This is a genomic window from Paenibacillus sp. UASWS1643, assembly GCF_008693195.1.
Taxonomy (GTDB): domain Bacteria; phylum Bacillota; class Bacilli; order Paenibacillales; family Paenibacillaceae; genus Paenibacillus; species Paenibacillus amylolyticus_B.
On the sequence record NZ_VXKZ01000088.1, the window covers coordinates 21,182 to 40,227 of the forward strand.

Here is a 19,046-nt window from a genome sequence, read left to right on the forward strand (position 1 = left end):
CACTATTTTGCAAGGAGGTGTCAATCATGGCGAAAAAAGTTATTAAAATGGTAAAACTGCAGATTCCAGCAGGTAAAGCAAACCCAGCACCACCAGTAGGTCCAGCTTTGGGTCAAGCAGGTGTCAACATCATGGCATTCTGTAAAGAATTCAACGCTCGTACAGCTGATCAAGCGGGATTGATTATTCCAGTTGAAATTTCTGTATTCGAGGACCGTTCCTTTACTTTCATCACTAAAACTCCACCAGCAGCAGTTCTGTTGAAAGTGGCAGCTAAAGTTGAAAAAGGATCCGGCGAACCGAACAAGAAAAAAGTTGCTACTGTTAAACGTGATGCGGTACGTCAAATCGCAGAAACAAAAATGCCTGACCTGAATGCAGCAGACGTTGAGTCCGCTATGCGTATGGTCGAAGGTACTGCCCGCAGCATGGGTATCACCATCGAAGACTAATTTTCATAAGAAACATGGCTTCGTAAAACCGGTCGATTCGCGACCGGTTGATGTGGGAGGTATATCCGCTAACACCACAAAGGAGGAATAAAACATGGCTAAACACGGTAAAAAATACCTGGAAGCTGCTAAGCTGATTGACAGCGAAGCAACTTACGAGCCTTCAGAAGCTGTAGAGCTTGTGAAAAAGGCAGCTACTGCAAAATTCGATGAAACAATCGAAGCAGCAGTTCGTTTGGGTGTAGACCCTCGTAAGCAAGACCAGGCTGTACGTGGTGTTGTTGTCTTGCCACACGGCACAGGTAAAACACAACGCGTATTAGTATTTGCAAAAGGTGACAAAGCGAAAGAAGCGGAAGCGGCTGGCGCGGACTATGTTGGTGATGCAGACATGATCAACAAAATCCAACAAGGCTGGTTCGAATTCGACGTCTGCGTAGCGACACCGGATATGATGAGTGAAGTAGGTAAATTGGGCCGACTGCTCGGCGGTAAAGGTCTGATGCCTAACCCTAAAGCCGGAACGGTAACTTTCGATGTAACTAAGGCTGTTCAAGAAATTAAAGCCGGTAAAATCGAATATCGTCTGGATCGTGCAGGTCAAATTCATGCACCGATTGGTAAAGCTTCTTTCTCTTCTGAGCAACTTAATGAGAACTTCAAAGCTCTCATGGAAGCTCTGAATCGTGCTAAACCAGCGGCAGCAAAAGGTGTTTATCTGAAGAATGTTAGTCTTTCTTCCACGATGGGCCCTGGCGCACGCGTGAACGCAGCAGCTTTTAGATAATATCTCTTGACAGGCTTGTCCTGTTTTTGATAAGATATAAAAGTTGTGAGTCCGAGTGACTGACCGTTGACATTTGAATATGCTTGCCGTAGACAGTAGGTGCCATTTGGCTTAATTTCCTGCCGAGGTGTGATTATAGAACTTAGAACGATGCAAATCGATGATGAGTATATATCAAGCCTTCGTGATTCTACGGAGGCTTTTCTTAATGGGATAAATTTGATCAGGAGGTGTACAGATTGGCAAACGCAAAAGTGATTCAAGCAAAACAAGAGTCCGTTGATGCAGTAACAGCAAAATTGCGCGAGAGCGTTACAACTGTTGTTGTTGACTATCGCGGATTGAACGTTGCCCAAGTAACTGAGTTGCGTAAGCAACTTCGTGAAGCAGGGATCGAATTCCAAGTGCTGAAAAACTCGTTGCTTCGCCGTGCAGCTGCAGCAGCAGAACTGACAGAACTCGATAGTGTTCTTACAGGTCCTACTGCAATTGCATTCAGCGTAGATGACGTTGTGGCTCCAGCTAAAATTCTGAACGACTTCGCGAAAAAGAACGATGCACTGGAATTGAAAGGTGCAGTCGTAGAAGGTCGCGTAATCGGAGTAGAAGAAGTTAAGGCATTGGCAGAACTGCCATCCCGCGATGGACTCCTCTCCATGCTCCTCAGCGTGCTTCAAGCGCCAGTGCGCAACTTCGCGCTTGCGGTTAAAGCAGTTGCAGAAAAAGAAGAACAAGGCGCGTAAGCGACTTGATCTGAATGCTGCTTAGGCGGCAAATGAATTAAAAAAAATAATATTATATATGGAGGTTCACTCATGAGTAAAGAGCAAATCTTGGAAGCAATCAAAGGCATGACTGTACTGGAATTGAACGATCTTGTTAAAGCAATCGAAGAAGAATTCGGCGTAACTGCTGCAGCTCCAGTAGCTGCTGCGGGTGCAGTAGCTTCTGCTGAAGCTGAGCAATCCGAGTTCGACGTAATCTTGACTAACGCTGGTGCTTCCAAAATCAACGTTATCAAAGCAGTTCGCGAAATCACAGGTCTCGGCCTGAAAGAAGCAAAAGAACTGGTTGACAACGCTCCAAAAGCATTGAAAGAAAAAGTTGCTAAAGAAGAAGCAGAAGCGGTTAAAGCTAAGCTTGAAGAAGCTGGCGCTACAATCGAAGTTAAATAATTTAGCTTTTATAAGCTAGATGAACAAAACAACAAACCCCTTGACTTATATCAAGGGGTTTGTTGCTGTAATTGTAAATGGAAAGTGAGTGAGGGCATGTCCAATCATTATTATTCGGACAAACCGCAAGTAGCGCATGATCGCAGAGCAACTGAAGCGGTTCTTCGCGGATTCAGTCTGCGATTCGTGACGGACGCCGGTGTGTTTTCCAAAAACGGAATCGATTATGGCAGCAGAGTATTGATTGATGCGATAGAGTTGCCATCAGGGGCTCATGTTCTCGATGTGGGCTGTGGATACGGGCCAATGGGTCTTACTGCAGCCAAACTTGTACCGGATGGGCATGTCACCATGATCGATATCAACGAGAGAGCCGTGGAACTTTCCAGGGAGAATGCAAAAGCGAACGGAATTAACAATGTTACGGTACTACAAAGTAATCTACTGGCTGAAGTAAAAAAGCAAGATTTTGACGTTATTCTAACCAATCCGCCTATACGGGCTGGGAAAGAGACGGTTCATACTATTTTCGAACAGGCACATCGCCATCTGAAGGTAGGCGGTTCGTTGTGGATTGTCATTCAGAAGAAACAAGGGGCCCCGTCAGCGAAAGCAAAATTGGAATCTTTGTTTGGAAGAGTGGAAGAAGTGACGAAGGATAAAGGCTATCGGATTTTCAAAGCGATGAAATCGGAAGAGGGTTCTACTAAAAGCTGAATCCGAGTTTGTAAAGTAAGCAGGGGATCATTTTTTTTGCAATAGGACTATTGACTTGAAATTCAGGCCGTGGTATTATTGTAAAATGTCAGTATTAAGATGCCCTACTTGGCTTTAGCTAACTAAAAATGTCAACCTTTTTTTACGCCGAACGGGCTTATTATGCCTACGTTTGGCGTATAATATGTACATTTTGGGCAAACTGGGGATAAGAATGATTTGGAAAGACATCCGCCGATCAAAGTTGCTCTTTTTTCGAACGACATTTCGAGTAAGGGCTTTTCTTTATTTGTGGATGCATTGCTTTGCTCTGTATGTGTACCATTATAAGGTTACAAACAGAGGTTCGCAACGAAATTTTTAAAGTGAGTAGACATTGAGGGGTGAGTTTAAGTTGGCAGGACATCTTGTTCAATATGGTCGACGCACTCGGCGCAGTTATGCACGAATTAACGAGATACTCGAAGTTCCAAACCTGATTGAAATCCAACAAAAATCCTATGATTGGTTTTTGGAGGAAGGGTTGCGCGAAATGTTCCAGGATATCTCGCCGATCCAGGATTTTACAGGTAACTTGATTTTGGAATTTATCGATTACAGTCTCGGTGAACCGAAGTATACAGTAGACGACGCGAAAGAGCGTGACGTTACTTATGCAGCACCGCTTCGGGTCAAAGTCCGGCTCATTAATAAGGAAACCGGCGAAGTCAAAGAGCAGGAAGTATTCATGGGAGATTTCCCGCTGATGACCAACACGGGCACATTTATTATTAATGGTGCGGAACGGGTTATTGTCAGCCAGTTGGTTCGCTCTCCTAGCGTTTACTTCAGTACCAAAGTAGATAAAAACGCCAAAAAAACGTATACCGCTACAGTTATTCCTAACCGCGGCGCTTGGTTGGAACTGGAGATGGACGCGAAGGATGTTGTTTACGTCCGGATCGACCGTACACGTAAAATACCGGTTACGGTTCTCTTGCGTTCACTTGGTTTTGGCACAGATGCTGAGATTCTGGATCTGCTCGGTAATGACGAATATATCCGCAATACACTGGACAAAGACAACACGGATTCCACGGAGAAAGCACTCATTGAGATCTATGAGCGTCTTCGTCCGGGCGAGCCTCCAACGCTGGATAATGCGAAAAGCTTGCTCGTAGCGCGTTTCTTTGATCCAAAACGTTATGACCTGGCTAATGTAGGTCGTTACAAAATGAATAAAAAACTTCACATCAAAAACCGTTTGTTTAACCAGCGCTTGGCTGAGTCACTTGTTGACGCTGAGACAGGTGAAATCATTGCTGAAGCAGGTCAAATGGTTGATCGTCGTTTGTTGGATGAAATCATGCCGTATCTGGAGAAGAGCGTTGGATTCCGCACGTATCACGTGGGTAACGGCGTTTTGGATGCCAATGATATCCCTATGCAAACGATTGATGTGTTCTCACCAACTGAAGATGGTAAAGTGGTCAAACTGATTGCCAATGCAAACATTGACAAGTCCGTTAAAAACGTGACACCGGCGGATATCATTTCGTCCATCAGTTATTTCCTTAACCTTCTGCAGGGAATTGGTAGCACGGATGATATCGATCATCTGGGTAACCGTCGTTTGCGTTCGGTGGGTGAACTCCTGCAGAACCAGTTCCGTATCGGTTTGTCCCGTATGGAGCGTGTAGTTCGTGAGAGAATGTCCATTCAGGATGCTAACGTAATTACACCACAGGCTTTGATTAACATACGTCCTGTTATTGCATCGATTAAAGAGTTCTTTGGTAGCTCTCAGTTGTCACAGTTTATGGATCAAACGAACCCGCTGGGTGAGTTGACACATAAACGTCGTTTGTCCGCACTCGGACCCGGTGGTTTGACGCGTGAGCGCGCAGGTATGGAAGTGCGTGACGTCCATCCATCCCACTATGGCCGTATGTGTCCAATCGAGACTCCAGAGGGACCAAACATCGGTTTGATCAACTCCTTGTCTACGTTCGCCCGTGTGAATGAATATGGCTTCATTGAAGCTCCATATCGCTGGGTTGATCCGAAGACAGGTATTGTAACCGAGCAGATTGATTACCTGACAGCGGACGAAGAGGACAACTATGTTATCGCGCAAGCGAATGCGAAGTTGAACGAAGACGGTACATTTGAAGAAGAAGCGATCATTGTACGTTACAACAAACAGTCGGATAACATCCTTACGATGCCGAGTGAGCGAGTTGACTACATGGACGTATCTCCTAAACAGGTTGTATCCGTCGCTACAGCGCTTATCCCGTTCCTTGAGAACGATGACTCCAACCGTGCACTTATGGGATCTAACATGCAGCGGCAGGCGGTTCCACTCTTGATTCCTAAAGCACCACTTGTAGGTACAGGTATGGAGCACAAAGCTGCAAAAGACTCTGGTGTATGTATTGTCTCCGATTATGACGGAATTATTGAACGTTCTTCTGCGAACGAGATTTGGCTCCGTCGTGTTGAAGAAGTGGACGGTCAGGAAGTTAAAGGCGATATCGTTAAATATAAATTACACAAATTTATGCGTTCGAACCAAGGAACATGCATTAACCAGCGTCCGATTGTCAAAAGAGGTGCTGCTGTCAAAGCTGGCGATATCCTCGCTGATGGTCCTTCAACGGAAATGGGTGAATTGGCTCTGGGACGTAACGTTGTTGTTGCCTTCATGACTTGGGAAGGTTACAACTACGAGGATGCGATCTTGCTCAGTGAAAAACTCGTTAAGGAAGATGTATACACATCCATCCATATCGAGGAGTATGAGTCAGAAGCGCGTGATACCAAGCTCGGACCTGAAGAGATCACACGTGACATCCCTAACGTTGGGGAAGAAGCGTTGCGTAACTTGGATGAGCGCGGTATTATCCGCATCGGTGCTGAGATTAGTGCTGGCGACATTCTGGTTGGTAAAGTAACACCTAAGGGTGTAACAGAGCTGACAGCAGAAGAACGTCTCTTGCATGCGATCTTTGGTGAGAAAGCACGTGAAGTGCGTGATACTTCCTTGCGTGTACCACATGGTACTGACGGTATCGTAGTAGACGTGAAAGTATTTACCCGTGAAAACGGTGATGAACTGCCTCCAGGTGTTAACCAACTCGTTCGTGTATATATCGCTCAAAAACGGAAAATTTCCGAGGGTGATAAAATGGCCGGACGTCACGGTAACAAAGGGGTCGTGGCCCGCATCTTGCCGGAAGAAGATATGCCTTTCCTGCCAGACGGTACACCGGTTCAGATCGTTCTTAACCCACTGGGCGTACCTTCCCGGATGAACATCGGTCAAGTGCTCGAGGTTCACTTGGGTATGGCCGCGATGCAACTGGGTATTCACGTAGCAACTCCTGTATTCGACGGAGCGAAGGAGTATGACGTCTTCGATACGATGGAAGAAGCAGGTATGCAACGTAATGGTAAAACTGTCCTGTATGATGGTCGTACAGGTGAAGAGTTTGAACGTGAAGTTACCGTAGGTGTCATGCACATGATCAAATTGGCACATATGGTTGATGATAAAATCCATGCCCGTTCCACGGGTCCTTACTCACTTGTTACGCAACAGCCATTGGGTGGTAAAGCTCAATTTGGTGGACAGCGTTTCGGGGAGATGGAAGTATGGGCGCTTGAGGCTTACGGTGCAGCTTATACACTGCAAGAAATCTTGACTGTTAAATCCGATGATGTTGTTGGTCGGGTTAAAACGTATGAATCCATTGTCAAAGGTGAGAATGTTCCGGAACCAGGCGTTCCTGAATCATTCAAAGTATTGATCAAAGAGCTGCAAAGCTTGGGTATGGACGTTAAGATTTTGAGCGAAGATGAGCAAGAGATTGAAATGAGAGAAATGGACGATGAAGATGACGCTGCGAGCGATAAGCTCAGCCTCAACCTTGAGGGTACAGAGGTCGGAGCGGAATAAACCGCTTCGAGCGCATGATGACCGGCGTTTTTCATCAGGCTCGCGTCTTGCTCCGGCTTCGGTCGGAGTGGTCGTAACCTAGAATACAGGAATTGGTTAAGGAGGGTTGCTCCTTGTTGGACGTCAACAATTTCGAATACATGAAGATCGGGCTTGCTTCCCCAGAGAAAATTCGTTCTTGGTCCCGCGGAGAAGTGAAAAAACCGGAAACGATCAACTATCGTACGTTGAAACCGGAAAAAGAAGGGCTGTTCTGCGAAAAGATTTTTGGCCCTACAAAAGACTGGGAATGTCATTGCGGTAAATACAAACGCGTCCGTTATAAAGGCGTTGTCTGTGATCGTTGTGGCGTTGAAGTAACACGTGCGAAAGTACGCCGCGAACGGATGGGCCATATTGAGCTCGCTGCTCCGGTATCGCATATCTGGTACTTCAAAGGTATTCCGAGCCGTATGGGTCTTGCTCTGGATATGTCTCCAAGATCTCTTGAAGAGATTATTTATTTTGCATCATATGTTGTAACTGATCCAGGAGAAACTCCACTGGAGAAAAAACAGCTGTTGTCCGAGAAAGAATACCGCAGCTACCGTGAAAAATACGGCTATGGTTTCCAGGCTGGCATGGGCGCAGAAGCGGTTAAAAAATTGCTTCAAGACCTTGACATAGACAAAGAGCTCGAGTTCCTGAAAGAAGAGCTCCGGACTGCGCAAGGACAACGTCGTAATCGTGCAATCAAACGTCTGGAAGTTATCGAAGCATTCCGTAACTCCGGCAACAAACCAGAGTGGATGATCATGGATGTACTTCCTGTTATCCCACCGGAACTTCGTCCAATGGTACAGTTGGATGGTGGACGTTTTGCAACGTCTGACCTGAATGACTTGTATCGCCGTGTAATCAACCGGAACAACCGTCTGAAACGTCTGCTTGATCTGGGCGCGCCAGATATTATCGTGCAAAATGAAAAACGGATGTTGCAGGAAGCTGTTGACGCATTGATCGATAATGGTCGTCGTGGACGCCCGGTAACGGGTCCTGGTAACCGTCCATTGAAATCTCTCAGCCACATGCTGAAAGGTAAACAAGGACGTTTCCGTCAGAACTTGCTCGGTAAACGGGTTGACTATTCTGGTCGTTCCGTTATCGTTGTTGGACCTTACCTGAAAATGTATCAGTGTGGCCTACCGAAAGATATGGCACTTGAATTGTTCAAGCCTTTTGTTATGAAAGAGCTTGTAAATAAAGGGCTTGCCCACAACATCAAGAGCGCGAAACGTAAAGTTGAGCGTGTAAGTCCTGAAGTATGGGATGTTCTTGAAGAAGTAATCAAGGAGCATCCGGTTCTGTTGAACCGTGCCCCTACGCTTCACAGACTCGGTATTCAAGCGTTTGAACCGATTCTCGTTGAAGGTAAAGCGATTCGTCTTCACCCACTCGTATGTACGGCATACAATGCCGACTTTGACGGTGACCAAATGGCCGTGCACGTTCCGTTGTCCGCTGAAGCTCAAGCGGAAGCACGTATTCTGATGCTTGCATCAGGAAACATTTTGAACCCGAAAGACGGTAAACCGGTTGTTACTCCTTCCCAGGATATGGTGCTTGGTTCTTATTACCTCACTATGGACAACAAGGAAGAAAAGGGCACAGGTATGATCCTGCGTACAGTTAACGAAGCTGTATCGGCATACCAACGTGGTACTGCTGGTCTGCACGCTCGTGTAGCTATTCCGGTTAAGGCGCTTGGTAAAACAAGCTTCACGGAAGAGCAACAAGAAGGAATGTTGCTGACTACCATCGGTAAAATTATCTTCAATGAGATTTTCCCGGCAAGCTTCCCGTATATCAATGATGCGACTCGTGCGAACCTGTACCAAGGTACTGCAGATCACTCATTTGTATATGAAAAAGGTGCTGATCTCAGAGAAGCTATTATGAATGCTCCTCTGGCTGGCGGTGTCGGTAAAGAATACCTCGGCTCCATCATTGCACGTTGTTTTGAAATTTATCACACAACGGAAACAGCCGTTATTTTGGATAAAATCAAACAACTTGGATTCACATACTCTACACGTGCCGGTATTACGGTTGCGGTATCTGATGTTATCGTTCCGCCTGAGAAGTTTGAAATTCTTAGACAGTCTGAGGAAAAAGCACAAATCGTTACGAATCAGTACCGTCGTGGTCTGATTACGAATGAAGAGCGCTATGACCGTATCATTGATATCTGGTCAAAATCCAAAGATGACATCACTGAGATTCTGATGAAGTCCATGGATCGTTACAACTCGATCATGATGATGGTAGACTCCAAAGCACGGGGTAACAAATCGCAAATCACCCAATTGGGCGGTATGCGTGGTCTGATGGCCAACCCATCCGGTCGTATTATCGAACTCCCAATCAAATCGAACTTCCGTGAAGGTCTGACGGTACTCGAGTACTTTATCTCCACTCACGGAGCGCGTAAAGGTTTGGCGGATACAGCCCTGCGTACAGCCGATTCAGGTTACCTGACTCGTCGTCTCGTAGACGTAGCCCAAGACGTAATCGTGCGTGATGATGATTGTGGTACAGATAAAGGCTTTACGGTAAGTCGTATCCAGGATGGTAAAGAGGTTATCGAAGATCTCTACGACCGTATTGAAGGCAGATACTGCTTCGAGACAGTTCGTCATCCGGAAACAAAAGAAATCATTGCAGGTCGCAATGAATTGATTGACTCCGATAAAGCAGAAGCGATCATCAAAGCGGGAATCACCAAATTGCAAATCCGCTCCGTACTCAGCTGCCGTGCAAGTCACGGTGTCTGCAAGAAGTGTTATGGTCGTAACCTTGCGACAGGTAAACACGTGGAGATTGGTGAAGCAGTTGGTATTATTGCAGCACAATCCATTGGTGAGCCAGGAACACAGCTTACAATGCGTACGTTCCACACCGGCGGTGTAGCCGGAGACGATATTACGCAAGGTTTGCCGCGTATCCAAGAGTTGTTTGAAGCTCGTAATCCTAAGGGTCAAGCAACGATCAGTGAGATTGATGGTGTGGTTAAAGAGATTCGCGAAGCGAAAGATCGTCGTGAAATCGAAATTCAAGGTGAAGCGGAGTCCAAAGTATACTCTGTTACCTACGGTTCCCGTGTGCGCGTAAGCGAAGGCATGGAAATTGAAGCGGGTGACGAGTTGACAGACGGTTCCATCGATCCGAAAGAAATGCTGCGCATTAAAGGCGTACGTGGCGTACAAAACTACATTTTGCAGGAAGTACAGCGCGTATACCGTAACCAAGGCGTAGAAATCAATGACAAGCACGTTGAAGTTATGATCCGTCAAATGCTGCGTAAAATCCGCATCGTAGATGCAGGGGATACAACGCTGTTGCCAGGGTCGTTCGTAGATACGCATGAGTACGAAAGAGCTAACAAAATTGCGATTCTTAGTGATAAAGAGCCAGCGGTTGCTAAACCAATCCTGCTCGGTATTACGAAAGCATCCCTGGAAACAGACTCGTTCCTCTCAGCGGCTTCGTTCCAAGAAACTACACGTGTACTGACAGATGCAGCGATCAAAGGTAAAGTCGATCAGTTGCTTGGTCTGAAGGAAAATGTAATCATCGGTAAATTGATCCCTGCAGGTACAGGTATGCACCGTTACCGCAGCATCAAATTTGCTGAGCCAGAAGATGGCCAATCTTCAGTAGAAGAACTCGAGCCAGTTTCGGTTGATTAAATAGATTTCTCCTCATTTAGAGAGGATGAAAGTTTTGTACGTCAGGAGGCGGACGCTTGTATAGTGCAGGCGGACAAATCCTGATGTGCGTAAACTTTTATAAAATCTTTTAGTATTAGCATTGACAATGCTTGCGCTAGATGCTAATATATCAAAGGTGCGTGGGCAGCTGATTGTACATGGTTCTATTCGGAGGAATGCACAATGTCTAATGAAAAAGCCTTGCAAGATGCTCATGTCAAAATAGGTACCAAACAGACCATGCGGATGGTGCAGACAGGTATGGCTTCTGAAGTCTATGTCGCAGAAGATAGTGATCCGCAGCTCACTTCCAAAATCATTGCCTTGTGTGAACAACACAATGTGAGGTACACGAAAGTGGATACAATGAAAAATCTCGGCAAAGCTTGCGGGATTGGAGTGGGAGCAGCCATGGCTGCTGTCGTAAAATGATAGTGTAAGGAACGTTTTTGTCCGAGAACTTTTAGGGATTCTCCAAGGCAAAAACTTTTCATTTGTCTTTTTATGAACCGCCTGGGTCTGTGGACTTAGCGAAAAGAGGTTTATAAAGAAACATGAATATTTGAGGAAGGGGGTGGCAATCACATGCCAACTATCAATCAACTGGTTCGTAAAGGACGTCAAGCAAAAGTTGAGAAGTCAAAATCTCCAGCTTTGCAAAAAGGATTCAACGCTTTGAAACGTGAATCTACTAACATCAGTGCCCCACAAAAACGTGGTGTCTGCACTCGTGTAGGTACAATGACTCCACGTAAACCAAACTCTGCACTTCGTAAGTATGCTCGTGTTCGTTTGACGAACCGTCTCGAGGTAACTGCTTATATCCCGGGAATCGGACATAACCTTCAAGAGCACAGTGTGGTATTGATCCGCGGAGGTAAAGTTAAAGACCTTGCAGGAGTTCGTTATCACATCGTTCGTGGAGCTCTCGATACTGCAGGCGTAAACAACCGTATGCAAGCTCGTTCGAAATACGGTGCAAAACGTCCAAAAGCTAAAAAAGCCTAAACCATTATAAGCAGAGAACCTGAAAGCCTTCTGGCTTAGGTCTGGAAGGTACAGGGTCTGCTGAACAAGAAAGAAAGGGGGATATCCATGCCACGCAAAGGTCCAGTTACGAAAAGAGACGTGTTGCCAGATCCGGTATACAACAGCAAGTTGGTTACTCGTTTGATCAATCGCATCATGCTCGACGGAAAACGCGGTGTTGCTCAAAGCATTCTGTATAATGCGTTCAAGTTGATTCAAGAACGTACGGGTAATGACCCGATGGAAGTATTTGAAGCAGCAATCAAGAATATCATGCCAGTCCTGGAAGTTAAAGCTCGCCGTGTCGGCGGTGCCAACTACCAAGTACCAATCGAGGTAAAACCAGAGAGACGTACTGCTCTGGGACTACGTTGGCTCGTGAACTACTCCCGCAACCGCGGTGAGAAAACAATGGAAGAGCGTTTGGCGGCTGAGATCATCGACGCTTCCAACAACACAGGCGCTTCCGTTAAAAAACGTGAAGATACGCACAAAATGGCTGAAGCGAACAAAGCGTTTGCTCACTACCGTTGGTAGGATTCAGTTCACAATAAAAAACTTCTATTTTGAAGGGAGACCCATTTCATGGCTAGAGAGTTCTCCTTAAAAAATACACGTAATATCGGGATCATGGCTCATATTGATGCGGGTAAAACCACGACAACTGAGCGGATCTTGTTCTACACAGGACGTACGCACAAAATCGGTGAAGTACACGAAGGCGCTGCGACAATGGACTGGATGGAACAGGAACAGGAGCGCGGAATTACGATTACTTCCGCTGCAACTACCGCTGCTTGGAAAGGCCACCGCGTTAATATTATTGATACCCCGGGACACGTTGACTTCACTGTTGAAGTTGAACGTTCCCTTCGTGTATTGGACGGAGCAGTTGGTGTATTCAGTGCGAAAGAAGGCGTTGAGCCTCAGTCCGAAACCGTATGGAGACAGGCTGACAAGTACGGCGTACCTCGTATCGCATATGTAAACAAAATGGATATCATCGGTGCTGACTTCCTGAACGTTGTATCTGACATGCGTGATCGCCTTCAAGCGAACGCTGTTGCGATTCAACTTCCAATCGGCGCTGAAAATGATTTCAAAGGTATCATCGATATCGTTGCACAAAGAGCTCATATGTACAAAGATGATCTTGGTCAAGATATCGAAGAAACCGACATTCCTGCAGAATTTGCAGATCAAGTTGAAGAACTTCGCAACGAGTTGATTGAGCGCGTTGCTGAACTGGACGAAGATTTGACAATGAAATACCTGGAAGGCGAAGAGATCACAATTGATGAGATCAAATCCGTACTCCGTAAAGGTGTTGTAGATGTTAAGATCTTCCCAGTTATCTGTGGATCCTCATACCGTAACAAAGGTGTTCAACTGATGTTGGATGCTGTTATCGACTACTTGCCAGCTCCAACAGATGTACCATCAATTACTGGTCATCTTGAAGATGGAACTGAAGCAGTTCGTAAGTCCTCTGATGAAGAGCCATTCTCCGCATTGGCATTCAAAATCATGACTGACCCTTACGTAGGTAAATTGACATTCTTCCGCGTATACTCCGGTGTTCTTCAATCCGGTTCATATGTATTGAATGCCACTAAAAACAAACGTGAGCGTATCGGTCGTATCCTTCAAATGCATGCGAACAGCCGTCAAGAGATCACTGAAGTTTACTCCGGTGATATTGCAGCTGCCGTAGGTTTGAAAGATACGGGTACAGGTGATACACTATGTGATGAGAAAAATCCGGTTATCCTGGAGTCAATGAACTTCCCTGATCCGGTTATCGAAATCGCCGTTGAACCTAAAACCAAAGCTGACCAAGATAAAATGGGTGTTGCTCTCGGTAAGTTGACTGAAGAGGATCCAACTCTTCGTGCTCATACTGACGAAGAAACAGGTCAAACAATCTTGGCAGGTATGGGTGAGCTTCACCTTGATATCATCATCGACCGTATGCGTCGTGAGTTCAAGGTTGAAACTACTGTGGGTAAACCACAAGTAGCTTACCGTGAAACATTCCGTGCTCCAGCGCGCGTTGAAGGTAAATTCGTACGTCAATCCGGTGGTCGTGGTCAATACGGTCACGTATGGGTTGAATTCGAACCTCTCGAGCCGGGTACAGGCAGCCAGTTCGAAAGTAAGGTTGTCGGTGGTTCCGTACCAAGAGAATACATTCAACCTGCACTGTCAGGGATTGAAGAGCAAATGAAAAACGGCGTTATTGCAGGCTTCCCGCTTGTTGACGTTAAGGCTACAATCGTAGACGGATCTTACCATGATGTCGATTCCAATGAGATGGCATTTAAAATTGCCGGATCTATGGCGCTTAAAGCGGCTAAAGACAAGTGTAAACCAGTTCTGCTTGAGCCTATCATGAAAGTAGAAGTAACTGTTCCAGAAGAGTACATGGGTGACGTAATGGGTATGTTGAACTCCCGTCGTGGCCGCATCGAAGGTATGGATTCCCGTAGTGGAGCTCAAATCATCCGTGCTAAGGTACCTCTGTCTGAAATGTTTGGTTACTCTACAACTCTTCGTTCCGGTACTCAAGGACGCGGCGTATTCTCCATGGAACTCTCTCACTATGAAGAAGTTCCTAAGAGCATCGCTGAAGAAATCGTTGCCAAAACAAAAGGCACCGAGTAGTTTTCTCACACTGGATGCAAGTGCATAAGAATTCAATTCGGAGCACTTCATTCAGTGAAAACATAAAATTATAATTTTAAGGAGGCCACGTTCAAATGGCAAAGGCTAAATACGAACGTAATAAACCCCACGTTAACATCGGTACTATCGGTCACGTCGATCACGGTAAAACAACTCTGACTGCTGCAATCACAACTGTATTGTCCAAAACTTACGGTGGTGCTGCTGTAGCATTCGACCAAATCGACAAAGCGCCAGAAGAGCGCGAGCGCGGTATCACTATCTCCACAGCACACGTTGAGTACGAAACTGACACTCGTCACTACGCTCACGTAGACTGCCCAGGTCACGCCGACTATGTTAAAAACATGATCACTGGCGCGGCACAAATGGACGGAGCTATCTTGGTAGTATCCGCAGCTGACGGCCCAATGCCACAAACTCGTGAGCACATCTTGCTCTCCCGTCAAGTAGGCGTACCTTACATTGTTGTATTCTTGAACAAATGTGACATGGTTGAAGACGAAGAGTTGTTGGAATTGGTTGAGATGGAAGTTCGCGACCTTCTTAACGAATATGAGTTCCCAGGTGACGATACTCCAATCACTCGTGGATCCGCTCGTGAAGCACTGGCAAACCCAGATGGCGAATGGGCTCAAAAAATCGTTGAGATGTTCAAAGAGATCGACACTTACATCCCACTGCCTGAGCGTCAAACTGACAAGCCTTTCTTGATGCCTGTCGAGGACGTATTCTCCATCACTGGTCGTGGTACTGTTGCTACTGGCCGTGTAGAGCGTGGTACTGTTAAAGTCGGCGAAGAGATCGAAATCGTTGGTATCACTGAAGAAACTAAAAAATCTGTTGTAACAGGCGTTGAGATGTTCCGCAAATTGCTGGATTCCGCTCAAGCTGGTGACAACATCGGAGCACTTCTTCGTGGTGTTGACCGTAACAACATCGAGCGTGGCCAAGTTTTGGCTAAACCGGGTTCTGTTAAGCCTCACACAGAATTCACAGCTCAAATCTACGTTCTGACTAAAGAAGAGGGCGGACGTCACAAACCATTCTTCACTGGTTACCGTCCACAGTTCTACTTCCGTACAACTGACGTAACAGGCATCATCAACTTGCCTGAAGGTACTGAAATGGTAATGCCTGGTGATAACATCACTGTTACTGTTTCCCTGATCTCCCCAATCGCGATTGAAGAAGGAACTAAATTCTCCATTCGTGAAGGCGGACGTACAGTAGGTGCCGGTTCCGTAGCATCTATCCAAAAATAATTCGGCTTAACGCTGAATAAAGCATATGCAACAGTGTACTGGAACGAGTAACATTGTATTGTAACGAAGCTTCGGAAGAGTTCTTTATCCGACATCGGATAGAGAACTCTTTTATTATGTTTAAAGTTTCGGAACCTGCGTCATACGAAATGAACATCATTTACGAGTTTAGAAGGATTGGCAAGGCAGCCTGGATATTGAAGAATAACACTGCAATAAACGAAGTCATTTCATCAGAAAAGATAAGTTTAAATGTTTTTCTTAAATATGCTTGCAATACGCCTATCTTTTCTATATAATAATGAATGTTGTTCTGTGACGTTGCGATGATGTGAGAGGTTACTGGCACACCCGGCCCCTTTGCCATGGGAGAGTGGCTAGAAAATTTTCACGGAGTATGTCCGATAAAAAATTGGGCGATAGAAGGAGGGACTAAAATGGCAAAGCAAAAAATTCGTATTCGTTTGAAAGCTTACGACCACAGAATTCTTGATCAATCCGCGGAGAAAATTGTTGAAACAGCAAAACGTTCGGGTGCTGGTGTATCCGGTCCGATTCCGCTTCCTACTGAAAAACAAATCATTACTATTCTTCGTGCGGTGCACAAGTACAAGGATTCTCGGGAACAATTCGAGCAACGTACACATAAACGTTTGATCGACATCGTTAACCCGACTCCACAAACTGTGGATGCCTTGATGCGCTTGGATCTGCCGTCCGGTGTAGATATCGAAATTAAATTGTAATATAGCTACAACAAAGACCATGTATAGAGGAAAAGAGGTGTCAACATGAAAGCAATCTTAGGAAAAAAACTCGGAATGACTCAAGTATTTACTCCTGAAGGTAACGTAGTTCCAGTAACGGTTATCGAAGCAGGCCCTTGTGTTGTTTTGCAAAAGAAAGACATTGAGAACGATGGCTACGAAGCAATTCAAATCGGTTACTCCGATAAGAAAGAGAAAAATGCTAACAAGCCAGAAGCAGGTCACGCTAAAAAAGCGAACACTGCCCCTAAGCGCTACGTTCGTGAAGTTCGCGGTATCAACATCGCAGAATATGAAGTTGGCCAAGAACTGAAAGCTGACATTTTCGCTGAAGGCGAATTCGTTGACGTAACGGGTGTATCTAAAGGTAAAGGTTTTGCCGGCGTTATCAAACGTTGGGGACAAAGCACTGGACCTATGTCACACGGTTCGCGTTACCACCGTGGCCCTGGTTCAATGGGTTCGATCCAAGCTAACCGCGTTCCTAAAGGCAAACGCCTGCCAGGACACATGGGACATGATACTGTTACAATCCAACGTCTTGAAGTAGTTAAAGTAGACGCTGAGCGTAACGTGTTGCTCGTGAAAGGTTCCATTCCTGGACCGAAAAACAGTCTCATTAAAGTTAAAGAAACGGTGAAAAAATAACCACTGAAGAAAGGAGGAACACAAAATGCCAAAAGTATCAGTTTACAATGTAGATGGTAGCCAAGTAGGCGAAGTTGAATTGAACGATGCGGTTTTCGGAATTGAGCCGAACCAACACGTTCTGTACGATGCAGTTCTTATGCAACGCGCTTCCCTTCGTCAAGGTACCCACAAAGTAAAAGGACGTTCTGAAGTACGTGGCGGTGGACGTAAGCCTTGGAAACAAAAAGGTACAGGTCGCGCTCGTCAAGGTTCAATTCGTTCACCACAATGGAAAGGCGGCGGTATCGTATTTGGTCCAACACCACGGAGCTATGCGTACAAACTGCCTAAGAAAGTTCGCCGCTTGGCGATCAAATCAGCCCTTTCATCCAAAGTGCTTGACAATGACATTATCGTTTTGGACGCTCTCACATTGAGCACCCCTAAAACTAAAGAATTCGCAGCCATCTTGAGTAACCTCAAAGTGGGACGTAAAGCTTTGATCGTAGCTCCTAGCTATGATGATAATGTAGCTCTTTCCGCACGGAATATTCCAGGCGTGAAATTCGTAGCTGCTGACGGCATTAATGTTCTTGACGTGCTTTCGCACGACAAATTGATCATTACGAAAGAAGCAGTTCAGAAGGTAGAGGAGGTGCTCGCGTAATGAAGGATCCTCGTGATATTGTAAAACGTCCGATTATTACGGAACGTACTGCTGACATGATGAACGACTTGAAATATGTATTTGAAGTCGATATCCGTGCAAACAAAACCGAGATCAAAAAGGCAGTAGAAGCTATTTTCAATGTAAAAGTGAAAAACGTGAACACGCTTCGTGTTCCAGCTAAGCCGAAACGGTACGGACGTTATTCCGGATATACTAGCGAATGGAAAAAAGCGTTTGTAACGCTGACAAAAGACAGCAAAACGCTTGAGTTCTTTGAAACTGTATAATTGAATTTTTGAAGTAAGGAGGGAAACCCAGTGCCAATCAAAAAGTATAAACCAACATCCCCGGCAAGACGGAACATGTCCGTTTCTACATTTGAGGAAATCACCACAAATCAGCCGGAGAAATCGTTGTTGGCCCCGTTGAGCAAACAAGCAGGCCGCAACAACCAAGGTAAAATTACAGTTCGTCACCATGGTGGTGGACACAAACGTAAATACCGTATCATTGACTTCAAACGTACTAAAGATGGAATACCGGGCCGCGTTGCTACGATTGAGTATGACCCGAACCGTACATCCAACATCGCTCTGATTCACTATGCTGATGGTGAAAAACGTTATATCATCGCTCCTAAAGGTTTGAAAGTTGGAGATCAAGTATTCTCCGGACCTGAATCAGATATCAAAATCGGTAACGCACTGCCACTCGAAAACATTCCAGTAGGTACCGTTATCCACAACATCGAGTTGAAACCAGGTAAAGGCGGACAATTGGTTCGTGCTGCTGGTACAGAAGCTCAATTGCTTGGTAAAGAAGAAAAATACGTTTCCGTTCGTCTCTCTTCCGGAGAAGTTCGTCGTATTTTGAAAGTTTGCCGCGCGACAATCGGATCTGTTGGTAACCAAGACCACGAGCTCATCAAAATCGGTAAAGCCGGTCGTAGCCGTTGGTTGGGTAAACGTCCTGAGGTTCGTGGTGTAGTAATGAACCCTAACGATCACCCACACGGTGGTGGTGAAGGTCGTGCTCCAATCGGACGTAAATCGCCAATGTCACCATGGGGTAAACCTACTCTTGGTTACAAAACGCGTAAGAAAAATAAAGCTTCTGATAAATACATCATTCGCCGCCGCACGAAGTAATACACACTGTGCATAACTTCGTGAGGCATCTG

Annotated in this window: 17 protein-coding genes and 1 other annotated feature; all 17 genes read left to right on the top strand. The window is 45.7% G+C overall.

The window, feature by feature from the left end; translation table 11 throughout:
* Positions 1 to 26 precede the first annotated feature (26 nt).
* Positions 27 to 452 (top strand): 50S ribosomal protein L11, encoded by a 426-nt coding sequence (gene rplK / locus FE296_RS02170; protein WP_017692062.1) that lies wholly within the window; start codon positions 27 to 29, stop codon positions 450 to 452.
* Positions 453 to 546: 94 nt separating this feature from the next.
* Entirely contained in the window at positions 547 to 1,239 is a 693-nt protein-coding gene (rplA, locus tag FE296_RS02175) for a 50S ribosomal protein L1 (RefSeq protein ID WP_017692063.1), read from the top strand.
* Positions 1,240 to 1,307: 68 nt separating this feature from the next.
* Positions 1,308 to 1,454, top strand: a sequence feature (ribosomal protein L10 leader region).
* Between the two features lie 24 nt (positions 1,455 to 1,478).
* A complete protein-coding gene (gene rplJ, locus FE296_RS02180; RefSeq protein WP_017692064.1) occupies positions 1,479 to 1,982 on the top strand; it encodes a 50S ribosomal protein L10 in 504 nt (167 codons plus the stop codon).
* 72 nt (positions 1,983 to 2,054) lie between these two features.
* Positions 2,055 to 2,414 (top strand): 50S ribosomal protein L7/L12, encoded by a 360-nt coding sequence (gene rplL / locus FE296_RS02185; RefSeq protein WP_062836176.1) that lies wholly within the window; start codon positions 2,055 to 2,057, stop codon positions 2,412 to 2,414.
* A 96-nt stretch (positions 2,415 to 2,510) separates the two neighbouring features.
* Positions 2,511 to 3,131: a class I SAM-dependent methyltransferase gene (locus FE296_RS02190; protein ID WP_124118844.1), complete on the top strand. Its 621-nt coding sequence runs from the start codon at positions 2,511 to 2,513 to the stop codon at positions 3,129 to 3,131.
* Positions 3,132 to 3,525: 394 nt separating this feature from the next.
* Positions 3,526 to 7,071, top strand: coding sequence for a DNA-directed RNA polymerase subunit beta (rpoB, locus tag FE296_RS02195; protein WP_091039164.1), 3,546 nt, complete (start codon positions 3,526 to 3,528; stop codon positions 7,069 to 7,071).
* A gap of 113 nt (positions 7,072 to 7,184) precedes the next feature.
* Positions 7,185 to 10,799, top strand: a complete 3,615-nt coding sequence (gene rpoC, locus FE296_RS02200) for a DNA-directed RNA polymerase subunit beta' (RefSeq protein ID WP_091039166.1) — start codon at positions 7,185 to 7,187, stop codon at positions 10,797 to 10,799.
* A gap of 204 nt (positions 10,800 to 11,003) precedes the next feature.
* Positions 11,004 to 11,252: a ribosomal L7Ae/L30e/S12e/Gadd45 family protein gene (locus FE296_RS02205; protein ID WP_124118839.1), complete on the top strand. Its 249-nt coding sequence runs from the start codon at positions 11,004 to 11,006 to the stop codon at positions 11,250 to 11,252.
* Positions 11,253 to 11,405: 153 nt separating this feature from the next.
* On the top strand, positions 11,406 to 11,828 hold the full coding sequence (rpsL, locus tag FE296_RS02210) for a 30S ribosomal protein S12 (protein WP_017692070.1): 423 nt from the start codon (positions 11,406 to 11,408) through the stop codon (positions 11,826 to 11,828).
* Positions 11,829 to 11,915: 87 nt separating this feature from the next.
* The gene (gene rpsG, locus FE296_RS02215; protein WP_018753997.1) at positions 11,916 to 12,386 is read left to right on the top strand and encodes a 30S ribosomal protein S7; all 471 of its coding nucleotides are present in this window, start codon (positions 11,916 to 11,918) and stop codon (positions 12,384 to 12,386) included.
* A 48-nt stretch (positions 12,387 to 12,434) separates the two neighbouring features.
* The gene (gene fusA / locus FE296_RS02220) at positions 12,435 to 14,513 is read left to right on the top strand and encodes an elongation factor G (protein ID WP_124118838.1); all 2,079 of its coding nucleotides are present in this window, start codon (positions 12,435 to 12,437) and stop codon (positions 14,511 to 14,513) included.
* Between the two features lie 95 nt (positions 14,514 to 14,608).
* Complete coding sequence (gene tuf / locus FE296_RS02225) at positions 14,609 to 15,799, top strand: elongation factor Tu (protein WP_062836181.1); 1,191 nt, start codon at positions 14,609 to 14,611, stop codon at positions 15,797 to 15,799.
* Positions 15,800 to 16,236: 437 nt separating this feature from the next.
* Positions 16,237 to 16,545, top strand: a complete 309-nt coding sequence (gene rpsJ / locus FE296_RS02230; RefSeq protein ID WP_017692074.1) for a 30S ribosomal protein S10 — start codon at positions 16,237 to 16,239, stop codon at positions 16,543 to 16,545.
* Between the two features lie 45 nt (positions 16,546 to 16,590).
* Positions 16,591 to 17,214 (top strand): 50S ribosomal protein L3, encoded by a 624-nt coding sequence (gene rplC, locus FE296_RS02235; protein ID WP_053779208.1) that lies wholly within the window; start codon positions 16,591 to 16,593, stop codon positions 17,212 to 17,214.
* A gap of 25 nt (positions 17,215 to 17,239) precedes the next feature.
* Positions 17,240 to 17,863, top strand: coding sequence for a 50S ribosomal protein L4 (gene rplD, locus FE296_RS02240; protein ID WP_017692076.1), 624 nt, complete (start codon positions 17,240 to 17,242; stop codon positions 17,861 to 17,863).
* Positions 17,863 to 18,153 (top strand): 50S ribosomal protein L23, encoded by a 291-nt coding sequence (rplW, locus tag FE296_RS02245; RefSeq protein WP_017692077.1) that lies wholly within the window; start codon positions 17,863 to 17,865, stop codon positions 18,151 to 18,153. Before rplD ends, rplW begins: the two co-directional genes overlap by 1 nt.
* 30 nt (positions 18,154 to 18,183) lie before the next feature.
* Positions 18,184 to 19,014, top strand: coding sequence for a 50S ribosomal protein L2 (gene rplB / locus FE296_RS02250; RefSeq protein ID WP_017692078.1), 831 nt, complete (start codon positions 18,184 to 18,186; stop codon positions 19,012 to 19,014).
* Positions 19,015 to 19,046: the final 32 nt, after the last annotated feature.